Genomic DNA, 23,275 nt, shown 5'->3' on the forward strand with positions numbered 1-23,275 from the left:
GCCATCAGCTTTTCTGCCGGTCAGGATCGGGCCGAGGCTTTTTGCGCGTGCGAAGGGGCGCCGCCTGCCGCCGTTTCCGGCAGGCCCGACCACGCATCGTCGCGCGCAATGCGCCGCGCCTCGCGCATGCCCCGCGTGATGCTTCCCATCCCCTTCAACCGGCGCTCCACTGCCACCAGCCGCAGGATTTCCTTGAGGGCGACGAGCGCCGTACCGAAGGCGAAGGGTATCGGCCTGTAGCGGCCCTTTGCGCGCAGATAGTGCACGAGCAGCCCGCGATTGCGCATCATGTAGAAGCGCGAGAGATCCGATGCCTCGGCCAGATGCCGCACGCCCAGGCTGATCTGCCGCTGATTGCGCAGGCGCTGCAGCACCACCCCTTTCACACACACGACATCGGTCACATGCGAGGCCAGCCAGCCATAGGCGAGATCGTCCCAGGTGATGAAGAAGCGCGGATCGGGAAAGCCGATCGCATCGACCACCGAGCGGTGCACGAAAAGGCCCTCGAACGTGGCGAGGTTCGTGTGCCACACATCGGCGCGTCGAAAGAGGTTGCCGGGGCGCGGCAGCGCCACGCCGAGGGCGGGAAAAAAGACGTTCTGGAAGAAGAACGGCCTGCCGTCGCTGTTCTCCCGCTCTCCCATCAGGCAGCGATATCGGCCGGCATGGGCAAGCAGCGTCTCGAGCCCGGAAGGGGCGAGCGCCACATCGTCGTCCATCAGCCACATCCATTCCGCGCCGGCCGCGTGGGCCAGGCGAACCCCTTCGTGAAAGCCGCCTGCCCCGCCCAGATTGCGCTCAAGCGGGCGATAGTCGAGCTCGACCGGCCCAAGGGCAGCGCGCGCGGCCTCCACCACGGCGGGCGTCTCGTCGCCGCTGGCATTGTCGATGATGACGAGGCGCTCCGGCAAAAGGGTCGAGCCCGCCACGCTTTCCAGCAATTGCGCCAGCATGGCGGGCCGTCGATAGGTGACGACCACCACCGCCACGCCCCTGGCGATCCGCCTGCCTTTGCCCTTTTCGACGCCGGTCACGGGTTCAGATGCGGCGCGCGGTCGAAGCGATAGGCCAGTCCGTCGCGGAAGGCCCGCCACCAGAAAGCGAGCCCCGCCCAGTCGAACCGCCGCTTGACGATATAGACAAAAGGATAGAGCACCAGATCTCCCACAAAGCTCTTCAGCCGCCGGTGTCGACGCGCCAGATAGCCGCGATTGCGGAAGAAGTAATAGCGCTTGAACTCGGTTTCGGGAATGAGAACATTGACGCGGCCGGAAATGATCGGGACGATCTCGCCCCAGCCCGGCGGGTGGGCCACCACGGCATTGGTGACCGTGCCGAAGCGGATGCCCGCGCGCCTGAGCCGCACCATGAAATCCACCTCATCGCCGCGGATGAAGAGCCGCATGTCGGGCAGGCCGACCTTGAAGAAGACATCGCGGTGCACAAGCGCACCATTGAAGAACTGGGCCATGGAGGGGATGAAGTCCAGCGTCTCCACCGCCGCGCGGTCATGCGTCAGCTTTCCGCGCACGCGGAAGGGAAAGGACAGGCGCTGCTGGTCCTCTGGCGCGACGATGATGGGCGAAACGACCTCCAGCCCCCGCGCCTTCGCCTCTTCCAGAAGCGTTTTGAGGCAATCCTCACCGACCGGAAAGGCATCGTCATCCATGATCCAGACCCACTCGGCCCCGCCGGCCAGCGCCGAGAGGATGGCATAGGAAAACCCGCCGGCACCGCCCATGTTGAGGCGGGTGGGGATGGAGTGAAGCGCAAAGGCCGCGTCCTCCTGCGCTTCCGCTGCCACCACGCGGACCACATCGCCGGCCAAAAGCCCCTGCTGCCGCGCAAGCAGGCGTTCTTCTGGCAACGCGGGATCCATGGAGACGACCGCAACGCGTATGCGCGAACCGGCTGTGCTTTCACTCGCAATCAAAATTTTCGACACTTTCCAACGTGGATAAAACAAAATTTGAGTTGGTTCATACATAAACCTGTTGGATTTTGCGACCGGATCGTTCAATACACCTCATGATTGCAAAGTCAGAATCATATTATCGAACCCGGTAACGAGCACACAGCCAACGCGAAAAATGATAGGTTGAATCGATTCAGAATGCTGCAAAGGACTGGGGCTCATTATGCTAAAAAAACAAATAAATGGCGTTAAGCTGGAAATATCTGAAGATGATATTTCCACAAAAATGGCTGACATTCTCAGATCAAATGAGTATGAAACCACTGAATCCAAGCAGATTCCGAGAATTGTTCAGAACGGCGATATTATCGTCGAGCTCGGTGGTGGCATTGGATATATATCTACACTTTGTCACTTGCAGAAAAAAGCTAAGAAAATAGTTGTATTCGAAGCAAACCCTACTCTTATCCCAATAATTGAAAAAACACACTCTCTGAACGGCGTTACCGCAGAAGTTATAAACGCCGTCGTTCTCCCCAGGAAGACAAGTGAAACGGTACCATTCTACGTTCGCGATGATTTTTGGGCATCCTCACTCAGCAAAGAACCGTGGGGGTATAAAGACACGGTGGATGTTCCGGTCGTTTCAATGAAAGAAATTTTGGCACGGTATAAGCCTACAATGCTTATCGTGGATATTGAAGGAGGAGAGTCACAGTTGTTTAATGAAAATCCTCCTCTTACTGGCGTGAAAAAGATTTATATGGAGCTGCATCAGAACCTTCTTGGAAGAGTAGGGATGAAGAGAATTTTCGACTCACTATCAGAAAAAGATTTTCATTACGATGCATGGCATTCTGAAAATAATGTAGTTCTATTCAGTCACGTTCTTAGGTAGTTACAATGAGTATATTTGATTCATACCCGAGACTTCGAGGCTTTATTGTCATTGTAACATACGGCCGCTCCGGTTCGACACTCTTGCAGAGGATTGTGCAAACGATCCCCGGTTCTTGCATCAGGGGGGAAAACAACGGGGCCATTAATCCTCTGTACCGAGCACACCAAAGAGCAAGGCGGGCACGCTTTGAGTTCGGTAGCGCCCCAACCAAATCACGCAACCCTTGGTTTGGGGCAGAGTGCATTGAATTGGATAGCTATAGCCGTAGCTTGGCTGACACATTCATCAAGCATATCCTGAATCCTCCAGTCGACGTCCGGTGGGTAGGGTTCAAGGAGATCCGCTTCTCAGAGTTGGGTGATAATTTTGATGATGCACTCGACTTCCTGCATGCATACTTCCCCAATGTTCGCATTGTCTTCAATACACGCAATGCGGAGGAAGTTTCCCAGAGCGCCTGGCACAAGAACAGTCCTAAAGATCAAGTGCTCTCAATGGTTCGTCAGATGGACGAACGTTTCGAAAATTACTCACACAAACATCCGGAGAGAACATTTCTCGCGAACCATCAGCGCACACTAACTGACTATCGCTACCTCAAGAAATTCTTCGACCAATGTGAAGAACCCTTCGACTCGAAGAAGATCAAAGCAATCCTGTCCGAAAAGCTAACGCATTGAGCAACGGTTCATGAAGCCAAAACGCCCCGTATCCGTCTCCGTATTGATGCCGGTATACAATTGCGAAGTCTATCTAAGTGAAGCAATAAAATCTATTCAGGATCAAACTTTTAAAGACTTCGAGATAATCATTGTTAATGATGGCTCAACTGACAAAACACGAGAGATAGTCGATCTTTTTGCGGAGGCAGACCCCCGTATCATTCCGCTTCATACCGAGAATCAAGGCATCGTTGATGCTCTCAACCACGGAGCTCAGTACGCATCCGGCAAGTATCTGGCGCGGATGGATGGGGACGACATTAGCTATGCTCATCGTTTCGCGCTCCAGGTAAAAGCGCTCGACGATGACGACGAAATCGTCGCTGTATCGAATTCAATCGTGGTAATCGACGAGTCCGGCTATCCTAAGCATGGTGGCATCAACATAGCAGAGAACCGGGTGAGTGATCTTTATTCGGTCCCGGCACGCGAACACTACTTAGTGCATCCGTTTCTCATGATGCGGCGTTCAGCGTTTGATCAGGTGGGAGGGTACCGTCACATACTCCACTCCGAAGATGCCGAGCTGTATTTCCGGCTAGAAGAGGTGGGAAAGCTGAAAAACCTGCCCCAGGTGCTTGGCGAGTATCGAGTACATACAGGAAGTGTCTCCGGAAAGGATGCGCAAAATGGTCGGATCCAGAGTGTTTCGGCGCAGCTAGCTGCGATAAGCGCACGACGTAGAAGATCAGAGAGAGAGGACATTCTTCTCACAAAAGATTTTGCGAGTGAAATGAAATCTCACGCATACGATATCATTTCACTTTGTCAGTGGTGTATCAAGACGCTCTCGTTAACCAGAGAAGAATCCGAATGGCTCAGGGCGGCTTCGGTTGTTAAATACCTGCAGCACGAGCATTGGAGGCCATACACTATCAGCAATGAAGACGCTGTCAGAATTAAAAACTTTGTAAAAACTGTAGACTCAACCACGATCGGTGAGGAAGCTACCAAAGACGTTCTTAGGCATTATCTGTGGGTGATCAAGACGAAGTGGAATTGGAGACATTGTGATAACAATTTCAGCGTCTTGAAAGACCTCATATCACCAAGTGTCGTATGGAGAGCTGGTATGATCGCCGCGAAGCGTCGCTCGGCAAGACGATTCAACCGTCTCGTTAAGTCGATCCAAAGACGGCTGGCCTGAGTTCATAATTTACAATCCCCAATCACCCCCTGAAAGCCAAAACGACCCTATACATCCTGACACTCAGCATCATTATTGTATAATGAAATACTTCTTTCATTCGTCTTCTGGCCATCGTCTTCGTATTGAGACAAATACCGCTTGCTCCGCTAAGCTTTTTATAGAGCTTTACTTGCCGTGTTAAAATTTTACGAAACCCTGGCATCTCCCACTGGCCTCCCGCATGTGCCCTCCTTGCGGCCCACAAGAGGCACAGTGCGCGGTACAACTCGATCTCCTGGAGTGATCTTCCATCAAGTCCTCCTTGAAAACGCGCGGCACGCAATCTCAACCGCTCTCCTGCGAGCATCAGATCGATGCAGCTTTTCATGTTCACATTGTGCATGATGCTATCTGGCCGCAGCAGATAGTTCACTACCGCCTGCGAGGCATATTTCACAGAATGGCAGGAGGCGAGAACCATAGGAATGGTCGGAATATCCTCAAACAGTCTGCCAGGTGGAAAGAAGTGGTTTTGGAAGGTGCCTTTCCGCGCTATCAGGCCCCAGGCGTAAACATTGCGATCCCTCAAACAGGAGATCATGGCCCCGCGCCCATCGGACGTTGAATGCTCGGCTGCGTGCGACCGCCTCACCACATTCAAATATCTCATCTCCCCGTCTTCGAGACGGCACTCGCGATGGTCGAAAATGACGGCGTCAAATCGCCTTGTCTGTACAATTTCGTAGACTTTCCGCAACGCTTCCGCGTTGAAATGATCGTCCGAGTCCAAAAACCAGATATACTCACCGGAGGCCCGTTCATATCCTGATCGACGCGCCACAGAGAGCCCACTGTTTCTCTGGTGAACAAGCAAATGCGCGTTCAACCAGGTGTGTTTCTGGATGAAGCGCTTCAGATTTGCCGATGAGTCATCCCGAGAAGCGTCGTCCACAAAGATGAATTCGAGGTCGATCCCTTGAGTCCTTGAAATACTCTCGAGCAGCCATTCGAGAAATTCTGAAGTGTTAAATACCGGAATTACAACACTTATCAGACACATATAACCTGCCTGATCTCGTTCTCGAAGCATTTCAGCGCAGCCCCGATCGCCTGGTGCATGTCGAGATAGCGATAGGTGCCGAGGCGGCCGCCGAAGATCACATTCTCTTCCGCATCCGCCAGTTCACGATAGGCCCGGTAGGTCTCCTTGTCCTGCGCTGTGTTGATCGGATAGTAGGGCTCGTCGCGGCGCTCGGCAAAGCGGGAGTATTCCCGCGTGATCACCGTCTTTTCCGTCTGGTAGCTGCGCTCGGGGTTGAAGTGGCGGAACTCCAGAATGCGCGTATAGGGAATATCCTCATCGGCATAATTCATCACCGATGTGCCCTGGAAGTCGCCCATATCGAGCACCTCTTCCTCAAAATCGATGGTGCGCCATTTCAATTCGCCCGCGCGATAGTCGAAATAACGGTCGATGGGGCCGGTATAGACAACCGGCGTGCCCGCCGGGATCTGCTCCCGGATCTCGAAATAATCGATGCCCGTGCGCACCTCGATCCGTTCATGGTCGAGCATGCGTTCGAAGATCGCCGTATAGCCGTCCACCGGCAGGCCTTCATAAGTGTCGTTGAAATAGCGGTTGTCGAACGTATAGCGCACCGGCAGCCGGGTGATGATCGACGCCGGCAGCTCGCGCGGGTCTGTCTGCCATTGCTTGGCCGTGTAGCCGCGGATGAACGCCTCGTAAAGCGGGCGGCCGATCAGTGAGATTGCCTTTTCCTCCAGATTCTGCGGATCGTGGCCGGCCAGCTCACCTGCCTGCTCGGCTATCAGCGCGCGCGCCTCGTCCGGGCTCATCCGGCGGCCGAAAAACTGGCAGATCGTGCCGAGATTGATCGGCATCATATAGGCCTGCCCCTTGTAGGAGGTGAAAACACGGTGGCGATAATCCGTGAACGCGGTGAAGCGGTTCAGATAATCCCACACAACCTTGTTGGGCGTGTGAAACAGATGCGCGCCATATTTGTGGATCTCGATGCCCGTACGCGGGCAGGTGTGCGTGTAGGCGTTGCCGCCGATGTGATCGCGTCGGTCGATGACGAGAACGCGACGGCCAAGCTCGCTTGCGGCCCGCTCCGCGATGGTGGCTCCGAAAAAGCCCGCACCGACAATGACCAGGTCGTACTGACTGAAATCCACGTTTGCTACCCTTGGTAGATGAAGGGGACTTTCCGGTACAAAGAATCATTGCCGATACAACGGCGAAACCGGTGCTTTTCCTATCGCGCCATGCCGCGCATCTCAAGGGTTACAGACGGAAATTGTTCGTGACCATCCATTGGGCAACACGCCGTTGCAGGCAGACGCGCTACACGCTAGGCGCGTTTCTTCTCCAGCGGCGCGAATTTCTTTACCCGCCCCTTCTCCAGCACCAGAACCTTGTTGCAGACACGCTGGATCAGCTTGTCGTTGTGGCTGGCCAGCACCACGATGCCCGCCTGCCCCGTCAGCGCGTTCATCCGCTCGCCGGCCTTTTTCTGAAAGGCCGCGTCGCCGGCGCCGATCCACTCGTCCATGAGCAGGATTTCAGGCGTCAGCGTCGTTGCCACGGAGAAGGCCAGCCGCGCGGCCATGCCCTGGCTGTAGGACTTGAAAGGCATGTCGATGAAGTCGCCAAGCTCGGAGAACTCGATGATCTCCGGCATGGCCTCCTCGATCTGCCGCCGGGTCCAGCCATTGATCAGCCCGCGCAGCTCAATGTTGCGCCGGCCGGTGGCTTCCGGCCTGAAACCGAGATTGATGTTGAACAGCGCATCGACGCGGCCCGAGATCGACAGCGTTCCGGATGTCGGCTCCATGATGCCGTAGAGCATTTTCAGCAGGGTCGTCTTGCCCGCCCCATTGGAACCCACAAGCCCCAGCCGGTCACCCGCCGAGAGCTCGAAGCTCACATCCTCGAGCGCCTGGACATGCTGGCGGCGGCCGGAGCCGGAGATGGTCCCGCCCGTCTTCAGAAGCCTCTTGTCCTTCGGCCGCAGGGTGAGCGGACGCAGGATGCGATAGCGCAGCCCGACCGAGTGGGCCTTGATCGAAACCGTCATACGACAAACACCACTTTCTTGCGCAATGCCCCCAGCAGGAAGAATGCCAGGACCCAGGCAAAGGCCGAGATTCCCAGACACAGGACAAGCTCCATCACCGGCAACTCTCCGCTGATGATGGGTTGGCGGACGATGGCGAGAAAATGCGTGAAGGGATTGTACTCATAAAGCATCTGCCGCAGCCCGCCATCATTGCCATGGATCCAGAAGATCGGCGTCAGGAACATGCCGACCCGCACCAGATTGCTCGTTATGAATTCAAAATCCGGGAAAAAGGCGCCCAGCAGGGCAAAAATCGTGATGACGGCCGGCAGCGCCAGAACGATGACGGCCAATCCCGCAAAGGCCATCAGCCATTGCTCCAGCGAGGGCTGGACGAGAAACAGCATGAGCACGATCCAGCCCGCGCCGGAATAGGCGCCGCGAATCACCGTCTGCATGGCAAGGCGCATCACATAGACGAACAGCGGCAGCGTCGTCCCCTTGATGTAGTTGGCTTCCCGTCGAAAAAGCGGCACGGCCGTGTTGATGGCCTCGGACATGAGCAACCAGACATAGAGTCCAGTCGCCACATAGGCCGGAAAATTCTCGATCTCGTTGCGGTGGCCGAACACGACCACAAAGGCGCCGGCGAAAAGAAAATAGTTCAGCACAAGCCAGAGCGGGCCCAGGGTCGTCCGGCGATGCTGGTCGCCAATGCTCTCATGGGCCAAGGCAACCCAGACCGGATAGCGTCGAAAGCCCGATGCGATCTCTTCGACTGCCCCTTTAAGCACCTCTTTCAGGGTCATCCGCATCAGTCCCGTTCACGCAGCATGGAGTAAAGACATTGCCGGTTAGCCATAAATAGCCGGGATGGCGCAATACCCTTCCGCAATCCTGTTCCTGTTTTCCAAACGGGAAGCACGCAGTCGGGCGACTTCGGAGGAAACACGCCCTGTCGCGCGTCAAACGGCGTGAAATCGTGAGGGCGAGGCACCCGGGTCTGGTCTGTCCGCATTCGTGCGATCATGCTGACACGTACAACTGGCAATCCAGCGACGTTCCCTGCTTTGGTTGAGCCGTGCGCATACAACGTATGGTCGGGGGTGACCAGCCCCTATAGACGTCTCCAGCCGAACAATCCCCGCAGAAGCCCACCGGTCATCGGGCGCTGCCGCGTTCCATCTTCTGTGCGGAGACCGGCACCGCCGCCGGCAGGAAGCACTTCAATCACACATCGCGCGAAGCGTAGCGGCATCCAGTATTTCGACCGTGCGTGTGTTCACCAGGCGCACAAGTCCTCTGGAGCGAAACTTTGAAAACGTTCGCGATACGGTCTCGATCGTCAGGCCGAGATAATCGCCGATGTCGGTGCGTGACATGGGCAGCTGCACGGCGCAGTCGCTGTTCTGGCGCTCCATCATATCGAGCAGGAAGGCGGCGACGCGCTCGGCAGCGTTCTGCCGGCCGATCACCAGGAGGTGTTCCTGCGCCCGCACCAGTGCGGCCAGAGCCGCAGCGAGGGTCTGGCGCCAGTTCGTCTCGCCGGCCGGCTTGCGGAAAACACGGATGCAGGCCTGCCCCACAGCCTCGGCAAAGAAATGATGCTGGCCGTCTGCTTCGAACCCGAACACTTCGCCGGCCACGTGAAAGGCGCTGATCTGGCGCCGCCCGTCGGCAAGAAGGCGATAGAGGCGGACTGCGCCGAACTCGACCTGATAGAGCGCAGTGGCCTGTTCGCCCTGTGCATAGATCTCCGCATTCGCGTCATAGAACATGACCTGATGAGGCTGGTCGGGGGAGAAGGACGCAGGTGCCCTGCGCACCTCGGCATGATGCTGGCCTGCGCCGAAGGGAACAGTAAGCTTTGGTGCAGTTGCGGCCTGTGCAAACATGGGTGCCTCCGTTGTGTGACGCCCATGTGTGCCGCGTTCGAAGGCTGCACGAAATTCGGTTTTTCCCCTACGGGAATCTACGTAGCGCCTGCTTTTCTCTGTGGCCCGCCCCCTCCAGAAGCGTCCGAACCGCGTTCACCACGGCGCTGCCGAGAAGCGGTTTTTCGATGGTGCGGACGTGTTCGGCCTGAGGCATTTCGTCAAGCGTGTCCGCCAGGAGAACCACAGGGTCGCCTTCCGCTGCAAGCCGCGCGACGGCCAGTCTCGCGCCAGTCAGGACCTCATGATCCACAACCATGCAGTCAGCATATATGCGCAGCCGGCCGGTTTCCTCGATGCTCTCCGATACAACAACGTCGAACCCCTCCGTCTCAAGCATGAAGCGCAGTGACAGGCGAAAGGCGGAATCAGGCGCCACCACGAGAATCATTCCAGCCACGTCCGGCATCTCCTCACTGCCGGGAGAATGCGCGCCATCCGCCACGGCAGCACGCAATGTCGGTCATGGTCGGCCACAGCGCATTGCGCTGGATCAAAATGCCGCACGAACGAGACGCTTCTCAGCGCGCCGCATTGTCTGCCAGAAGCGCCATCCGGACCAGCTCGGGAAGGTTGCGGGCCTGCATCTTGGTCATCACGTTGGCCCGATGCACTTCAACCGTGCGCGGTGAAATGTCGAGTTCGAAAGCAATCGTCTTGTTGGGCAGTCCGGCAACGATGCGATGCATGACCTGCTGCTCACGCTCAGACAACAGCGAGACCCGCTCTCGTACGATGCTTGCATCTGCGTCAGCCTGCGGTCTCGTCTCCAACTGCTGGATGGCGCGTGAAACAGCATCCAGCAGAACCTCATCGGAGAAGGGCTTTTCAATGAAATCCAGTGCGCCAGCCTTCATGGCCTCGACTGCCATCGGCACATCTCCGTGGCCGGTGATCACAATGGTCGGCAGGAGGTTTCCTTCCTGATCCAGCCGGCGCAGCAACTCCACTCCGCTCATGTCAGGCATGCGCAAATCGGTGATCAGGCACGCATTGCGCAGACCTGATGCGACCTTCAAAAACGCGCTCGCCGATTCATGCACTCTTGCCGCATGCCCCGACATGGTGAGTAGAAAGGCGAGTGACTTGCGAACCGGTTCCTCGTCGTCGACTATGTGGATGACCACGTCTTCAGGCATTGTGCATTTCCTGTTCTTCCAACGTCGGCAATGTGAAACGGAACCTGCTTCCCCCGACGGAGCTCTCCATCAGTCTCAACATGCCTCCATGGGCTTCGGCAATTCTCTTGGATATGGCAAGACCGACCCCCATACCGCCCCGCTTGGAAGAAACGAAGGGTTTGAAGAGATTCTCGGCAATTTCCTCTGGCACGCCCGAGCCCGTATCTGACACGTCGATGTGGATCGAGCCGGCACCGTCGGGCGCTACAGAGACCGTGAGCTCGCGTTGGTCGCTTTCGCGCATGGCTTCCATCGCGTTGCGTATCAGATTGATCAGAATCTGCTGGACCTGGACCCGGTCCACAAAAACTTCGCCAAGATCCGGTTCGAACTCGAACACAGTTCGAATGCCCAGCTCCCGCGACCCCATCAACGCCAGCGCTGCTGCCTCCTCTACAAGGTTCTGAAGGTTTTCGGCCTGCTTTTCGCTCTCGCCGCGTGACACGAATTCACGCAGATGGCGGATGATCTGGCCCGCACGCAGCGACTGCCTCGTGGTCTCTTCAAGGGCGTCGCGCATGCGCTCGGCCAAAGGGTGATCGAGATCGTTCAGGAGCCGCCTGCAGCCCTGAACGTAGTTCGAAACGGCTGAGAGCGGCTGGTTCAGTTCGTGGGCAAGCGTCGACGCCATTTCCCCCAGTTCATTCAGCCTTGCAAGACGGGCGAGTTCAGCCTGAACCTGCTCCATCTTTGCCTCGGTCTCGGCCCGCTCTGTCAGGTCACGGATGAAACCGGTGAAATAGGTATGTCCGCCGCTTTGCATCTCACCGACGGCAAGCTTCATCGGAAAGGTGGAGCCATCTTTACGGCGTCCCACAACCACCCGGTCAATGCCGATAATGCGCCGCTCGCCCGTGCGTTTGTAGCGCTCGATATAGCCATCATGCTGCCCCTGATACGGTTCAGGCATCAGCATGCTGACGTTCCGTCCGCGTGCTTCCTCCTCCGTATAGCCAAACTGGCGGACCGCAGCGCGGTTGAATGCGACCATGATGCCCTTGTCGTCGATCACCACCGTTGCGTCCGGCACGGTGTCGAGAATAGAGCTGAGATGCGCGTCCCGTGCCGCGAGTTGCCGGCGCATCTGCCTGCTGGCGTCCTGGGCGCTGAAATAGGCGCCGCCGACGTGAGCGAGCAGCACAAGAAACGCGACGAGCGCGGCAAAGACCGGCACCGATACAGGCAGCGATGTCAAAACACCGATCAGTGCAATGGCGCCGGTGACCAGCATCACCGCCAGTAGGCCGGCGGCACGGCCACCGAAGATCGCGGCATAGAGTGTGGTCAGTGATCCGAGGAAAAAAATCCAGGTGCTGCCGAATACCGTGTCCAGCCAGAGCCGTGCTACGAGCAGGGCAACGCTCCCTCCCACTGCGACAGCGTAACCTGTAAGACCGGCGCGCCGTGCCGGTTCGGCCAAATTGAATTCAGGACTCACGCTCGCCCCTTCGCCCGCCGCGTCTCAATGCACGCATTATTTCCACAGGCAGGCCATCCCGCAAGTGACGTGCTGACGCGGGTTGCCGTGTAGATGGCATCGCTTCGAGCGACCGTTTGATCCAGCGCAAAGACATCTGAGCTCAAGAACGCCAGATTGGCTGATCAAAGAGGATCTTGGACATGACGCGCATTTCAAAGAACATCGAGACCCGTGCGAAACTGATGGGCAAAATGATGGACCGTTGCGACGTTGATATCCAGCATCTTGCCAGAGAGCGACTCGGCTTGACATTCGCTTCGGCGATCCGCTCCTGCCGGCTCTGCAGCAACGCGGCCTCCTGTGAGGTGTGGCTGGCCGCGACGGCCGGAGAGCCAGCCCATACACCTCCCGCGTTCTGTCCCAATGCGGGGGTTTTCGAGGCAATGTCACAGGCCCTCAAAGATGACGGTGGAACCCGTCGTCCCGAGACGAACGACGCCAGCCTCTGACAGTGCAGGCGTCGTCTGTCACCATAGACTTGCAAACTTATTCTCCGCTGCAATCGCTGAAGCACCACCATGTATCGGGGACAGATGTTCGGGGCTACAGGTGGGCCGGGCGGTTTCTTCCCCCAAGTCCGCCCGGCCGCCGCCGTGTCTACGCCGCTGATCAGGCGGCAGCGCCTTCCATGGTGAGACATGACGGCCAGTCTGGCACGGCGGCAAATCTGGAAAGTGCGTTCGCAGTTCGCCCGTTTCACGCACACACACAGGATAACGGGCTGTGTGGACCAAGGATTTGCGCTGGCTCAAATTGAACAGAATATGCAGATGCTTGAGCGCGCTCGCATCAAACCGCAACAGAATGGCGCGCGCTTCCCCGCGTCAGATACTGGTCGAACAGGGCCGCCGTTGAGCGGACCAGCGGTCGCGCTTCCTCTTCAACCATAAAAATTCCCTCATTCTCCCTCATTCCCGTTGCGCTTCCACGTTCACGCAACAGAGCCCGCGCCTCGGCAACGATCCTTCTCCCGCACGCACCAAACCGTTGCACGGCTTCCTCGCCGGAAAACGCGAAATCGCACATCAGGCGCTCGATCACCCAGGCGCGGGCGTGGTCTTCTTCGCTGAGTGCAATGCCCCGCACGGTCGCAAGTTCGCCTTCGCGCACGCTGCGTTCGTATTGCGCAGTCGCCGGCATGTTCTGGGCATAGCCCTTTGGCAGGCGCGACACCGATGAAGGACCAAGACCGATCAGTGTGCGGCACGCATCCTCGGTATAACCCTGAAAATTCCGGAAGAGCCGCCCTTGCCGCGCGGCCACCGCCAGCGGATCGTCCGGCTTTGCAAAATGGTCAAGCCCGATCGCCTCATAGCCTGCGCCCAAAATGATGCGCGCTGTCTCCTGCTGCTGCTCGAAGCGCTGCTCAGGCCCAGGCAGCCAGGCCTCGTCGATCATGGTCTGGTGCTTCTTGAACCACGGCACATGAGCATAGCCGAAAAGAGCAATCCGGTCCGGTGAAAGCGTCAGCGCCTGGCGGATGGTGTCGGCGACGCTCTCGCATGTCTGGTGCGGCAGGCCGTAGAGCAGATCGAGATTGACCGACCGCACACCCCGCGCACGCACGCCATCCACCACCGCTTTGGTCTGTTCAAATGTCTGTTCGCGATTGATCGCCTTCTGGACCCGCGGGTCGAAGTCCTGAACACCGAGGCTCGCGCGCGTCATGCCGATTTCAGCAAGCGCATCGAAGCGCGCCTCGTCCATGTCGTTGGGGTCGAGCTCCACGCTGATTTCGGCATTGTCGGCAAAATTGAAGGCCGTTTTGAGCGCGCTGCCCAGTCGCACAATATCGTCTGCGCGCAGCATGGTCGGCGAGCCGCCGCCGAAATGGAGCGCACGGACACGTCCGCGCCCCTTCAGAATGTCACCCACCGTGCGGATCTCGAAGAAAAGCGCATCGAGAAAGGCAGCCACGGGCTCATAGCGGCGCGTCATCTTGGTGTGGCAGGCGCAGAACCAGCACAGCCGGTCGCAGAACGGGATGTGCACATAGAGCGAAAGAGCCTCTTCCTCACCCGTCTCGCCCAGCCAGCCACGAAAGGTTTCGCCGGTCACGCCCGCATGAAAATGCGGCGCGGTGGGATAGCTCGTATAGCGCGGCACCGCCTCCGCATAGCGGGGGGCGGGCCCGGTTCCGCTGACCTGTTCTCCTGCGCGCTGCATCGCAATCATCCCCTGTTGTCCGAAACGTGTCTTTTCACGCCACGGCAGAGCTGGCTTTGACGCAGATCAAGGCGCCACCGCCTCCATTGCCCGAAGTGTGACGCGTGAGAATCGGGGAACGGATTCCCGCAAGCTTTTCTGAACTGGGGAAACAGCAATGAGATTTGGCACCGAGATCGTACTGGTCAGCCTGGCTGCATTTGCAGCACTGGCCGCTGCGGGTCTGGCGCAGGATTCAGCCTTTCAGGCCCATATGTGGGTTCTGTTCTTTGTCCTGCTTGGATCGGCGATCGTATTGATGCGCAACACGAGCTTTGCGCCGGCCGACGCAGCCTCAATCCCGCTCAGGCGGGATACGGATGGCTATATGGACGGTCCGGTGCGTTATGGCGTCATCGCCACGACGGTGTGGGGCATAGTCGGCTTTCTCGTCGGCGTGGTGGTCGCCTTGCAGCTTGCCTATCCGGACCTCAACATCGAGCCCTGGTTCAATTTCGGCCGCACGCGCCCGCTGCACACATCCGCGGTCGTCTTTGCCTTCGGCGGCAACGCGCTCATCGCCACGTCCTTCTATGTGGTGCAGCGCACATGCCGGGCCCGCCTCTTCGGCGGCAACCTCGCCTGGTTCGTGTTCTGGGGCTATCAGCTCTTCATCATCATGGCGGCAACCGGCTATCTGCTCGGAATCACCCAGAGCCGCGAATATGCCGAACCCGAATGGTATGTAGACCTGTTCCTCACCGTGGTCTGGGTCGCCTATCTCATCGTCTTCCTCGGCACGATCTTCAGGCGCAGGGAGCCGCATATCTATGTGGCCAACTGGTTCTACCTGTCGTTCATCGTGACCATCGCCATGCTGCATGTGGTGAACAATCTGGCAGTGCCGGTCTCGCCCTTCGGTTCCAGAAGCTATTCGCTTTTCGCCGGCGTGCAGGACGCACTGACGCAATGGTGGTACGGCCACAATGCGGTGGGCTTTTTCCTGACCGCCGGCTTCCTGGGCATGATGTACTACTTCATCCCCAAGCAGGTGAACCGCCCGGTCTATTCCTACCGCCTGTCGATCATCCACTTCTGGGCATTGATCTTCCTCTATATCTGGGCCGGTCCGCACCACCTCCACTACACCGCCCTGCCCGACTGGGCGCAGACGCTGGGCATGGTGTTCTCCATCATGCTGTGGATGCCCTCCTGGGGCGGCATGATCAACGGCCTGATGACGCTTTCGGGCGCCTGGGACAAGCTGCGCACCGACCCGATCATCCGCATGATGGTTCTGGCCGTCGCCTTCTACGGCATGTCCACCTTCGAGGGCCCGCTGATGTCGGTCAAGGCGGTCAACTCGCTGTCGCACTACACCGACTGGACCATCGGCCATGTGCATTCGGGCGCACTCGGTTGGGTCGGCATGATCACCTTCGGCGCGCTCTACTATCTCGTGCCAAAACTGTGGAACCGCGAGCGGCTTTATTCGCTGCGGCTCGTCACCTGGCACTTCTGGCTCGCCACCCTCGGCATCGTCGTCTACGCGGCCGTCATGTGGGTGTCGGGCATCCAGCAGGGCCTGATGTGGCGCGAATACGACGATCAGGGCTTCCTGGTCTACTCGTTCGCCGAAACCGTTGCCGCCATGCACCCCTACTATGTGGTGCGCGCGCTCGGCGGTGTGCTCTTCCTGCTCGGTGGCCTCGTCATGGCCTACAATCTGGCCATGACCATCCTTGGCCATGAGCGCAAGGAAGCGCCGATCGGCGGCGCCGTCGCCCAACCCGCCCCTTCCCTTCAAAGTGCCGGTTAAGGAGCCCTGACGATGGCATTGCTGGACAAACACAAGATCATCGAAAAGAACGCCACGCTCCTTCTGGTCGGGTCGTTCCTGGTGGTGACAATCGGCGGCATCGTCGAGATCGTGCCCCTCTTCTATCTGGAGAACACGATCGAGAAGGTGGAGGGCATGCGCCCCTATTCACCGCTGGAGCTGGCTGGTCGCAACATTTATATCCGCGAGGGTTGCTACACCTGCCACAGCCAGATGATCCGTCCCTTCCGCGACGAGGTGGAGCGCTACGGCAATTACAGCCTCGCCGCCGAATCCATGTACGATCATCCCTTCCAGTGGGGGTCGAAGCGCACCGGGCCTGATCTCGCCCGTGTGGGTGCCCGCTACTCCAACGAATGGCATGTGGATCACCTGATAGAGCCACGCTCCGTAGTGCCGGAATCGATCATGCCCAGCTACGCGTTCCTCAAGGACACGCCGCTCGAGATCAATGATTTCTCGACCGAGCTGATCGCCAATCTGCGTGTCGGCGTGCCCTACACGGAAGACATGATCGCCAACGCCAATGCGGATCTTCGCGCACAGGCCGACCCCGACGCGGATACATCCGGTCTCGAAGAGCGCTATCCCAAGGCGGTGCTCGGCGATTTCGACGGCAACCCCGACGCGCTCACCGAAATGGATGCGCTGGTCGCCTATCTGCAGATGCTCGGCACGCTGGTCGATTTCTCGACCTATGACGAAGCCGCCGGTTACCGCTGAGGAGGAACGATCATGGAAGCCTATACCGCGCTCCGGCAGTTTGCCGATAGCTGGGGCCTTCTCTTCATGGCCCTCTTCTTCATTGGCACGGTTCTTTTCGCCTTCCGCCCCGGAAGCAGGAAGAGCGCCGAGGAAGCCGCCCGCATCCCGCTGAAGGACGATTGAGATGAGTGAGAAAGAACATATCGACGAGGTCTCGGGCGTCTCGACCACTGGTCATGAGTGGGACGGAATCAGGGAACTCGACAATCCCATGCCGCGCTGGTGGGTGTGGACCTTCTACGCCACCATCGTCTGGTCCATCGGCTACACCATCGCCTACCCTGCATGGCCGCTGATCAGCGACGCCACCAAGGGCGTTCTGGGTTATTCGAGCCGACAGGAATTCGCCACGACGATGGACGCCGTCTCGGCTCAGCAGGCCGATTTGCGCGCAGCCATCGCGGAAAAGCCGCTGGATGAAATCCTCGCCGACGAAACGCTTCGCCGTTTTGCCACCGCAGCAGGCGACGCCGCCTTCAAGGTCAACTGTTCACAGTGCCATGGGTCCGGCGCGCAGGGCTCTGCCGGTTATCCGAACCTCAACGACGACGACTGGCTATGGGGCGGAGACATCGAGGCGATCCATCACACCATCGCGCATGGCGTCCGCTTCGATGGCGACGACGACACGCGTTTTGGCGAAATGCCGGCCTTCGACGACATTCTGAGCCGTGAGGAGATCCGCCAGGTGGCGGCCCATGTGGTCTCCTTCACCGGAACGCCGTCCGATCCGGCTCTGGCAGAGGCCGGTGCACAGGTTTACGCCGACAATTGCGCCTCCTGCCACGGCGATGCCGGTCAAGGCGACGTGACCTTCGGCGCGCCGAACCTTGCCGATGCGATCTGGCTCTACGGTTCCAGCGAAGCCGAGATCGCCGCACAGGTGCGCCAGCCCAGACACGGCGTCATGCCGGCCTGGCAGGAGCGGCTTGGCGACCCGACGGTCAAGCAGCTTTCGGTCTACGTTCACTCGCTCGGCGGCGGCGAGTAGCCGCATCCCGAAATCCAGACTGCATCCCGGCCTTGATGGCCGGGATTCCACCCGGCGCAATTCAGCTTTGATCGGGATCAATGCCCGCGGGTTCTCCGGCGACTAGACAATACGCTTACAGAGCAGTTTGCGAGCCGCCGAAATGACACTTGCCACCGAAAACGCAGCCAGCAGCACCGCCTCACGGGACGCAGTCGAGCGCATTGATGCGGAAGCGGTAAACACTGCCGGAAAACGCCAGCCGCTTTACGCTCCACGGAAGAAAATCTTCCCGAAACGCGCTTCCGGGCAGTTCCGCCGCTTCAAATGGCTGATCATGTTCGTCACGCTCGGCATCTACTATCTGACGCCATGGCTGCGCTGGGATCGTGGTCCCTACGCACCCGATCAGGCGGTTCTGATCGATCTTGCCAACCGGCGGTTCTATTTCTTCTTCATCGAGATCTGGCCGCAGGAATTTTTCTACATTGCTGGCCTGCTTGTCATGGCCGGCATCGGCCTCTTTCTCATCACATCCACGGTCGGTCGGGCGTGGTGCGGCTATACCTGCCCGCAGACCGTCTGGGTCGACCTCTTCCTCGTGGTGGAACGCGCCATTGAGGGCGACCGCAATGCCCGCATCAAGCTCGATGCCGCACCGTTCTCCGCCAGCAAGCTCGCCAAACGCTCCGCAAAACACTTGATCTGGGTTCTCATCGCCGTGGCGACCGGCGGCGCGTGGGTCTTCTATTTCGCCGACGCACCATCGCTTCTCGTCGATATCGCAACCGCTCAGGCGGCTCCCGTTGCCTACATGACCATCGCGGTGCTGACCGCAACCACCTATGTGTTCGGCGGCCTCATGCGCGAGCAGGTCTGCACCTATATGTGCCCGTGGCCACGCATTCAGGCGGCCATGCTGGACGAAAATTCGCTCACCGTCACCTACAACGACTGGCGCGGCGAGCCCCGCTCGCGCCATGCCAAGAAGGCAGCCGCCGAGGGCAGGACCGTGGGCGACTGCGTGGACTGCAATGCCTGCGTTGCCGTCTGCCCCATGGGCATCGACATCCGCGACGGCCAGCAGCTCGAATGCATCACCTGCGCGCTGTGCATCGATGCCTGCGATGGCGTGATGGACAAGCTCGGGCGCGAACGCGGTCTCATCTCCTACGCCACGCTTTCCGACTACAACGCCAATATGGCGTTGGCGACAGCCGGCTGCACGGAGACCATCAACCCCGACCGCGTGCGCCGGGAAGGCGGCGGGCTCTCCAATAAGGTCGCGCATTTTCATTGGCGCAAGATCTTTCGCCTGCGCACCTTCGTCTATTTCGGTGCGTGGTCGCTCGTTGGCCTCGTCATGCTCTATGCCCTGCTGACGCGCGACCGGCTGGAGGTCAACGTGCTCCACGACCGCAATCCGCAATATGTGCTTCTGTCGGATGGTTCGGTGCGCAATGGCTACACGGTCAAGCTGTTGAACATGATCCCGGAACCCCGCGTGATCCTCGTGTCGCTCGAAGGCCTCACCAGCGCCACCATGAATGTGGTCGGGCTCGACCAGCCGGACGACCGTTCTGCGGCAGTGCCTGTCGAACCGGACCGCCTGCGCGAAGTGCGCATCTTCGTCACCCTGCCGGCAGATCGTCTGAGCGAGGCCGGCACATCTTTCCGCTTCGTCGTCGAAGACAAGGCGAGTTTCGAAAGCGATGTCTACAGGGCAAGCTTCAACATCCCGGAGGGTTCACGATGAACGGCAAAGTGCAGAAACAGAAGGAATTCACCGGCTGGCACATGCTCGCCATCATGGTCGCGTTCTTTGGGGTGATCCTGACGGTCAACCTGACCATGGCATTCTACGCGCAGTCGAGCTGGACCGGCCTGATCGTCAAGAATTCCTATGTGGCGAGCCAGACCTTCAACGAACGCGCGGAGGAAGGCCGCCAGCAGGCAGCACTCGGCTGGACGGGCGAGCTTTCCGTTGCGGGAGACGCAATCACCTATCGCCTTCTCGATGCGAGCGGCGACCCGATCCCGCTCGAGAGCGTCACAATGGTGATGCACCGTCCGGTCACCGCCGACGAAGACGTTTCCCTTAAAATGCAACGTCTTCCCGATGGCGGCTTCGGCGTCGATCACGGCCCCGGCGACGGCACCTGGGTCATCAACATCACCGCCCAAGCGGGCCTCGCCCATCCCTATCGCGATGTGCGGCGCATCACCATTGCCGGCGGAGAACTCAAATGAGCTGCTGCGCCCCCGGCACCGAAATGGCGCTGGAAGCCGAACAAGCCCGCGAAGCCGGTCCGCGCGCCGAAGAACTTGTGCTCGCAAGCCGCTCTGTCGGCGATGGGCTTAAACAGACCGATCTTTCCGTTCCCGGTGTCCACTGCGGCGCCTGCATCCAGACGATCGAAAACGCGCTCGGCAGGCTCGACGGCGTGGCAGGTGCGCGCGTCAATCTCTCCACCAAGCGCGTCAGCGTGAAATGGCACGAGGGGGCGCTGCCGCCCATCATCGAGACGCTGAACCGGCTTGGCTACGCCGCGCACCTTTTCGACAGTGTCGAGACCGGCAGGGATCCCGTTCTCTCCCAGCTCATCCGCGCCGTGGCGATCTCCGGCTTTGCTGCCGGCAACATCATGCTCCTTTCCGTGTCCGTCTGGTCAGGTGCCGAAGAGGCGACGCGCGACCTCTTTCACTGGCTTTCAGCGCTGATCGCCCTGCCCGCGCTGGTGTTTGCCGGCGGCATCTTCTACCGTTCGGCCCTCAATGCGCTCCGCCACGGACGCATGAACATGGATGTGCCCATCGCGCTTGGCATCTCGCTGGCCTACGGGCTCAGCCTCTACGAGACCATCAACAGCGGCCAGCACGCCTATTTCGATGCCTCCGTTTCGCTTCTCTTCTTCCTGCTGATCGGCCGCACGCTCGATCACGTGATGCGCGAGCGCGCGCGCACCGCCGTCAAGGGGCTCGCCCGCCTGGAGCCGCGCGGCGCGCTGGTCATTGCCGAGGACGGCGGACGCGATTACCTCCCCTTGCAGGAAGTCACCGCCGGCATGAAACTGGTCGTTGCCGCCGGTGAACGCGTTCCCGTTGACGGGATCGTCCTGAACGGTTCGTCCGAACTCGACTGCTCCATGGCAACCGGCGAAAGCGCACCGCAGCCGGTGAAACCCGGCAGCGATCTACGCGCCGGCATGCTCAATCTCACCCAGCCGCTCATCGTTGAGGCAACCGCCACCGCCGACACCTCCTTCCTCGCCGAGATGATGCGCCTGATGGAGGCGGCAGAAGGCGGGCGCGCGCGCTATCGCCGCCTGGCGGACCGTGCCTCCGCACTTTATTCGCCCGTCGTTCACGCCACCGCCTTCCTCACCTTTCTGGGCTGGATGGCGGCAAGTGGTGACTGGCACCGCGCCATCACCATCGCCATTGCCGTGCTCATCATCACCTGCCCCTGCGCGCTCGGCCTTGCCGTGCCCATCGTTCAGGTGGTTGCCGCGCGGCGTCTCTTTGAAAACGGCATCATGGTCAAGGATGGCGCGGCGATGGAACGCCTCGCCGAGATCGACACTGCCGTCTTCGACAAGACCGGGACGCTGACGCTCGGCATCCCCGAACTGCGCAATGCGGACGAAATACCGCCGGATGCATTGTCAACCGCCGCCGCCCTTGCCGCCCATTCCCGCCATCCCTTTTCCCGCGCCATCCTGCGCGCTGCCGGTTCGCTACGGGCGACGGATTCCTTCGACAGCGTCGAGGAAATCCCTGGCCTCGGCATCGAAGCCCGCGCAGGCGAAACCGTCTGGCGGCTTGGCCGCGCGGGCTGGTCGCTCGGCAGCCCGAATGCGCAGGAAAACCAGTCAGGCGGCACGGTTCTTTCCCGCAATGGCGAGGAATACGCCACGTTGCGTTTCGAGGACCGGCTCCGCCCCGGGGCGAAAGAAGCAATCGCTCATCTGAAAGAAAACGGCGTCGCCGTGGAAATCATCTCCGGTGACAGCGCCGAACAGGTGAAGGATATCGCAGCAAGGCTGGGCATAAAGCGCTTTCAGGCCAGTGTCCGTCCCGGCGACAAGCTTGAGCGCATGCGCGCGCTTGGCTTGGAAGGCCGCAAGGTGCTGATGGTCGGGGACGGGCTGAACGACGCTCCCGCCCTCGCCGCCGCTCATGTCTCCATGGCGCCTGCCACGGCGGCAGACATTGGCCGCAATGCCGCCGATTTCGTTTTCCTGCGCGAGACCATGCTGGCCGTGCCGCTCGCCCGTGACGTGTCGCGCCGCGCCGGCCGCCTGATCCGGCAGAATTTCGGCCTCGCCATTGCCTACAATTTTATTGCTGTGCCGATTGCGGTGCTCGGTCATGTCACGCCGCTTGTGGCGGCCATTGCCATGTCTCTTTCGTCGTTGATTGTCATTGGCAACGCATTGCGTCTGCGCACCGACCGGCGTCTCGCTGTTGGCACCGAAGCTCCTGAGTCGGCAGGCAACAATGCACGACCGTTTGTCGAGGCGGCAGCATGACCAATCTCGTGGTGCTGATCCCGATAGCGCTTTTTCTGGGAGCCGCCGGCCTCTCCGCCTTTCTCTGGTCGCTCAAGAGCGGCCAGTATGACGATCTTGACGGCGCTGCCGAGCGCATCCTGCTCGAAGACGAGCCACCGCGTCAGCGAGAGGACAGCCCCTGAGGCACTGCCGCTGGACGCGACCACGCCACATCACTACATGTGAACGATCTGAATTGCCTTTCTGGAGTTTCTCATGGCGATCCGCATCAAAGCAAAAACCTATGGCCCGTTCACCACCGCCATCGGCCCCGGCAAGGTGATCCATGTCGATACCGCGCCCAGGCAGACTGTCGCCATCACCTCGCCATCTGCGGAAGAGGCGGGGTCGCCCGTCGACTTCATGATCTCCGCGCTTGGTGCCTGCCTTGCCCTTTCCTTCCACCATGCCGCGCAGGAGATGAAGATCGATGTCGGACAGGTCTCCGTCGAGGTTTCCGGCAAGAAGGCCGAGGATCTGCCGGACCGCATCGGCAGCTATGACGCCACCGTCTCGCTCGACACCATGCCCGGCGAGGAAGAGTGCGCGGAGCTGATCAAGCGCGCCAAGGCCCGTTGCACCGTGTCGAACTCGCTGAATGGCGAAGTCAACATGAAGATGGCTGGCTAACGGCGTTTCGGTCTTCAAATCATT

24 protein-coding genes are annotated in these 23,275 nt (G+C 59.5%); 13 read left to right on the plus strand and 11 right to left on the minus strand.

The genetic code is table 11. The features are described from left to right. Positions 1-20: 20 nt before the first annotated feature. Complete coding sequence (locus tag P2W41_RS14560; protein ID WP_404933539.1) at positions 21-1,037, minus strand: glycosyltransferase; 1,017 nt, start codon at positions 1,035-1,037, stop codon at positions 21-23. Next, positions 1,034-1,948: a galactofuranosyl transferase gene (locus P2W41_RS14565; protein ID WP_404933540.1), complete on the minus strand. Its 915-nt coding sequence runs from the start codon at positions 1,946-1,948 to the stop codon at positions 1,034-1,036. Before P2W41_RS14565 ends, P2W41_RS14560 begins: the two co-directional genes overlap by 4 nt. A gap of 193 nt (positions 1,949-2,141) precedes the next feature. Here P2W41_RS14565 and P2W41_RS14570 point away from each other — a divergent pair, with 193 nt between their 5' ends. Genes P2W41_RS14570 through P2W41_RS14580 form a run of 3 tightly spaced genes read left to right on the plus strand, consistent with a single transcriptional unit; the run spans position 2,142 to position 4,688 of the window. Next, positions 2,142-2,816, plus strand: coding sequence for an FkbM family methyltransferase (locus tag P2W41_RS14570; RefSeq protein WP_292899481.1), 675 nt, complete (start codon positions 2,142-2,144; stop codon positions 2,814-2,816). A 5-nt stretch (positions 2,817-2,821) separates the two neighbouring features. Continuing rightward, positions 2,822-3,499, plus strand: coding sequence for a sulfotransferase (locus tag P2W41_RS14575; protein ID WP_292899479.1), 678 nt, complete (start codon positions 2,822-2,824; stop codon positions 3,497-3,499). Between the two features lie 10 nt (positions 3,500-3,509). Further along, positions 3,510-4,688: a glycosyltransferase family 2 protein gene (locus P2W41_RS14580; RefSeq protein ID WP_404933541.1), complete on the plus strand. Its 1,179-nt coding sequence runs from the start codon at positions 3,510-3,512 to the stop codon at positions 4,686-4,688. Positions 4,689-4,710: 22 nt separating this feature from the next. On the opposite strand, the gene P2W41_RS14585 is transcribed toward P2W41_RS14580, so the two are convergent. The 8 genes from P2W41_RS14585 to P2W41_RS14620 all read right to left on the minus strand — a co-directional run bounded on the left by P2W41_RS14585 (position 4,711) and on the right by P2W41_RS14620 (position 12,306). Next, complete coding sequence (locus P2W41_RS14585; protein WP_404933542.1) at positions 4,711-5,730, minus strand: glycosyltransferase family 2 protein; 1,020 nt, start codon at positions 5,728-5,730, stop codon at positions 4,711-4,713. Further along, complete coding sequence (gene glf / locus P2W41_RS14590; protein WP_292899473.1) at positions 5,721-6,869, minus strand: UDP-galactopyranose mutase; 1,149 nt, start codon at positions 6,867-6,869, stop codon at positions 5,721-5,723. The genes P2W41_RS14585 and glf overlap by 10 nt, the downstream gene beginning before the upstream one ends. 176 nt (positions 6,870-7,045) lie before the next feature. Beyond that, positions 7,046-7,771 (minus strand): ABC transporter ATP-binding protein, encoded by a 726-nt coding sequence (locus P2W41_RS14595; RefSeq protein ID WP_292899472.1) that lies wholly within the window; start codon positions 7,769-7,771, stop codon positions 7,046-7,048. Then, positions 7,768-8,562 carry an ABC transporter permease gene (locus tag P2W41_RS14600; RefSeq protein ID WP_404933543.1) on the minus strand — a complete coding sequence of 265 codons (795 nt, stop codon included), beginning with the start codon at positions 8,560-8,562 and terminating at the stop codon, positions 7,768-7,770. The genes P2W41_RS14595 and P2W41_RS14600 overlap by 4 nt, the downstream gene beginning before the upstream one ends. A 417-nt stretch (positions 8,563-8,979) precedes the next feature. Continuing rightward, complete coding sequence (locus P2W41_RS14605) at positions 8,980-9,648, minus strand: helix-turn-helix domain-containing protein (protein WP_404933544.1); 669 nt, start codon at positions 9,646-9,648, stop codon at positions 8,980-8,982. 67 nt (positions 9,649-9,715) lie between these two features. Beyond that, positions 9,716-10,078, minus strand: coding sequence for a DNA-binding response regulator (locus tag P2W41_RS14610; protein ID WP_404934986.1), 363 nt, complete (start codon positions 10,076-10,078; stop codon positions 9,716-9,718). 130 nt (positions 10,079-10,208) lie between these two features. Continuing rightward, positions 10,209-10,826: a response regulator FixJ gene (gene fixJ / locus P2W41_RS14615; protein ID WP_292899464.1), complete on the minus strand. Its 618-nt coding sequence runs from the start codon at positions 10,824-10,826 to the stop codon at positions 10,209-10,211. Beyond that, complete coding sequence (locus P2W41_RS14620) at positions 10,819-12,306, minus strand: PAS domain S-box protein (RefSeq protein WP_404933545.1); 1,488 nt, start codon at positions 12,304-12,306, stop codon at positions 10,819-10,821. Before P2W41_RS14620 ends, fixJ begins: the two co-directional genes overlap by 8 nt. 182 nt (positions 12,307-12,488) lie before the next feature. On the opposite strand from P2W41_RS14620, the gene P2W41_RS14625 reads away from it, so the two are divergent. Then, the gene (locus P2W41_RS14625; protein ID WP_292899460.1) at positions 12,489-12,797 is read left to right on the plus strand and encodes a DUF6455 family protein; all 309 of its coding nucleotides are present in this window, start codon (positions 12,489-12,491) and stop codon (positions 12,795-12,797) included. A 340-nt stretch (positions 12,798-13,137) separates the two neighbouring features. Here the strand turns inward: P2W41_RS14625 and hemN are convergent, their stop codons facing one another. Next, positions 13,138-14,514 carry an oxygen-independent coproporphyrinogen III oxidase gene (hemN, locus tag P2W41_RS14630; protein ID WP_404934987.1) on the minus strand — a complete coding sequence of 459 codons (1,377 nt, stop codon included), beginning with the start codon at positions 14,512-14,514 and terminating at the stop codon, positions 13,138-13,140. 157 nt (positions 14,515-14,671) lie between these two features. Here hemN and ccoN point away from each other — a divergent pair, with 157 nt between their 5' ends. The 9 genes from ccoN to P2W41_RS14675 all read left to right on the plus strand — a co-directional run bounded on the left by ccoN (position 14,672) and on the right by P2W41_RS14675 (position 23,251). Then, positions 14,672-16,312 carry a cytochrome-c oxidase, cbb3-type subunit I gene (gene ccoN, locus P2W41_RS14635; protein ID WP_404933546.1) on the plus strand — a complete coding sequence of 547 codons (1,641 nt, stop codon included), beginning with the start codon at positions 14,672-14,674 and terminating at the stop codon, positions 16,310-16,312. 12 nt (positions 16,313-16,324) lie between these two features. Next, positions 16,325-17,056: a cytochrome-c oxidase, cbb3-type subunit II gene (ccoO, locus tag P2W41_RS14640; protein WP_367715709.1), complete on the plus strand. Its 732-nt coding sequence runs from the start codon at positions 16,325-16,327 to the stop codon at positions 17,054-17,056. A gap of 12 nt (positions 17,057-17,068) precedes the next feature. Then, positions 17,069-17,221: a cbb3-type cytochrome c oxidase subunit 3 gene (locus P2W41_RS14645; RefSeq protein WP_404933547.1), complete on the plus strand. Its 153-nt coding sequence runs from the start codon at positions 17,069-17,071 to the stop codon at positions 17,219-17,221. A gap of 1 nt (position 17,222) precedes the next feature. Then, positions 17,223-18,089, plus strand: coding sequence for a cytochrome-c oxidase, cbb3-type subunit III (gene ccoP, locus P2W41_RS14650; RefSeq protein ID WP_404933548.1), 867 nt, complete (start codon positions 17,223-17,225; stop codon positions 18,087-18,089). Between the two features lie 142 nt (positions 18,090-18,231). Continuing rightward, a complete protein-coding gene (ccoG, locus tag P2W41_RS14655; RefSeq protein WP_404933549.1) occupies positions 18,232-19,824 on the plus strand; it encodes a cytochrome c oxidase accessory protein CcoG in 1,593 nt (530 codons plus the stop codon). Continuing rightward, positions 19,821-20,318, plus strand: coding sequence for a FixH family protein (locus P2W41_RS14660; RefSeq protein ID WP_404933551.1), 498 nt, complete (start codon positions 19,821-19,823; stop codon positions 20,316-20,318). Before ccoG ends, P2W41_RS14660 begins: the two co-directional genes overlap by 4 nt. Beyond that, on the plus strand, positions 20,315-22,600 hold the full coding sequence (locus P2W41_RS14665) for a cation-translocating P-type ATPase (RefSeq protein WP_404933552.1): 2,286 nt from the start codon (positions 20,315-20,317) through the stop codon (positions 22,598-22,600). Before P2W41_RS14660 ends, P2W41_RS14665 begins: the two co-directional genes overlap by 4 nt. Further along, a complete protein-coding gene (gene ccoS, locus P2W41_RS14670) occupies positions 22,597-22,764 on the plus strand; it encodes a cbb3-type cytochrome oxidase assembly protein CcoS (RefSeq protein ID WP_404933553.1) in 168 nt (55 codons plus the stop codon). Before P2W41_RS14665 ends, ccoS begins: the two co-directional genes overlap by 4 nt. A gap of 73 nt (positions 22,765-22,837) precedes the next feature. Continuing rightward, complete coding sequence (locus tag P2W41_RS14675; protein ID WP_292899443.1) at positions 22,838-23,251, plus strand: OsmC family protein; 414 nt, start codon at positions 22,838-22,840, stop codon at positions 23,249-23,251. The last annotated feature ends 24 nt before the right edge of the window (positions 23,252-23,275 follow it).

It is taken from the genome of Nitratireductor sp. L15S-10 (genome assembly GCF_045011005.1).
In the GTDB taxonomy this organism is placed as follows: domain Bacteria; phylum Pseudomonadota; class Alphaproteobacteria; order Rhizobiales; family Rhizobiaceae; genus Nitratireductor.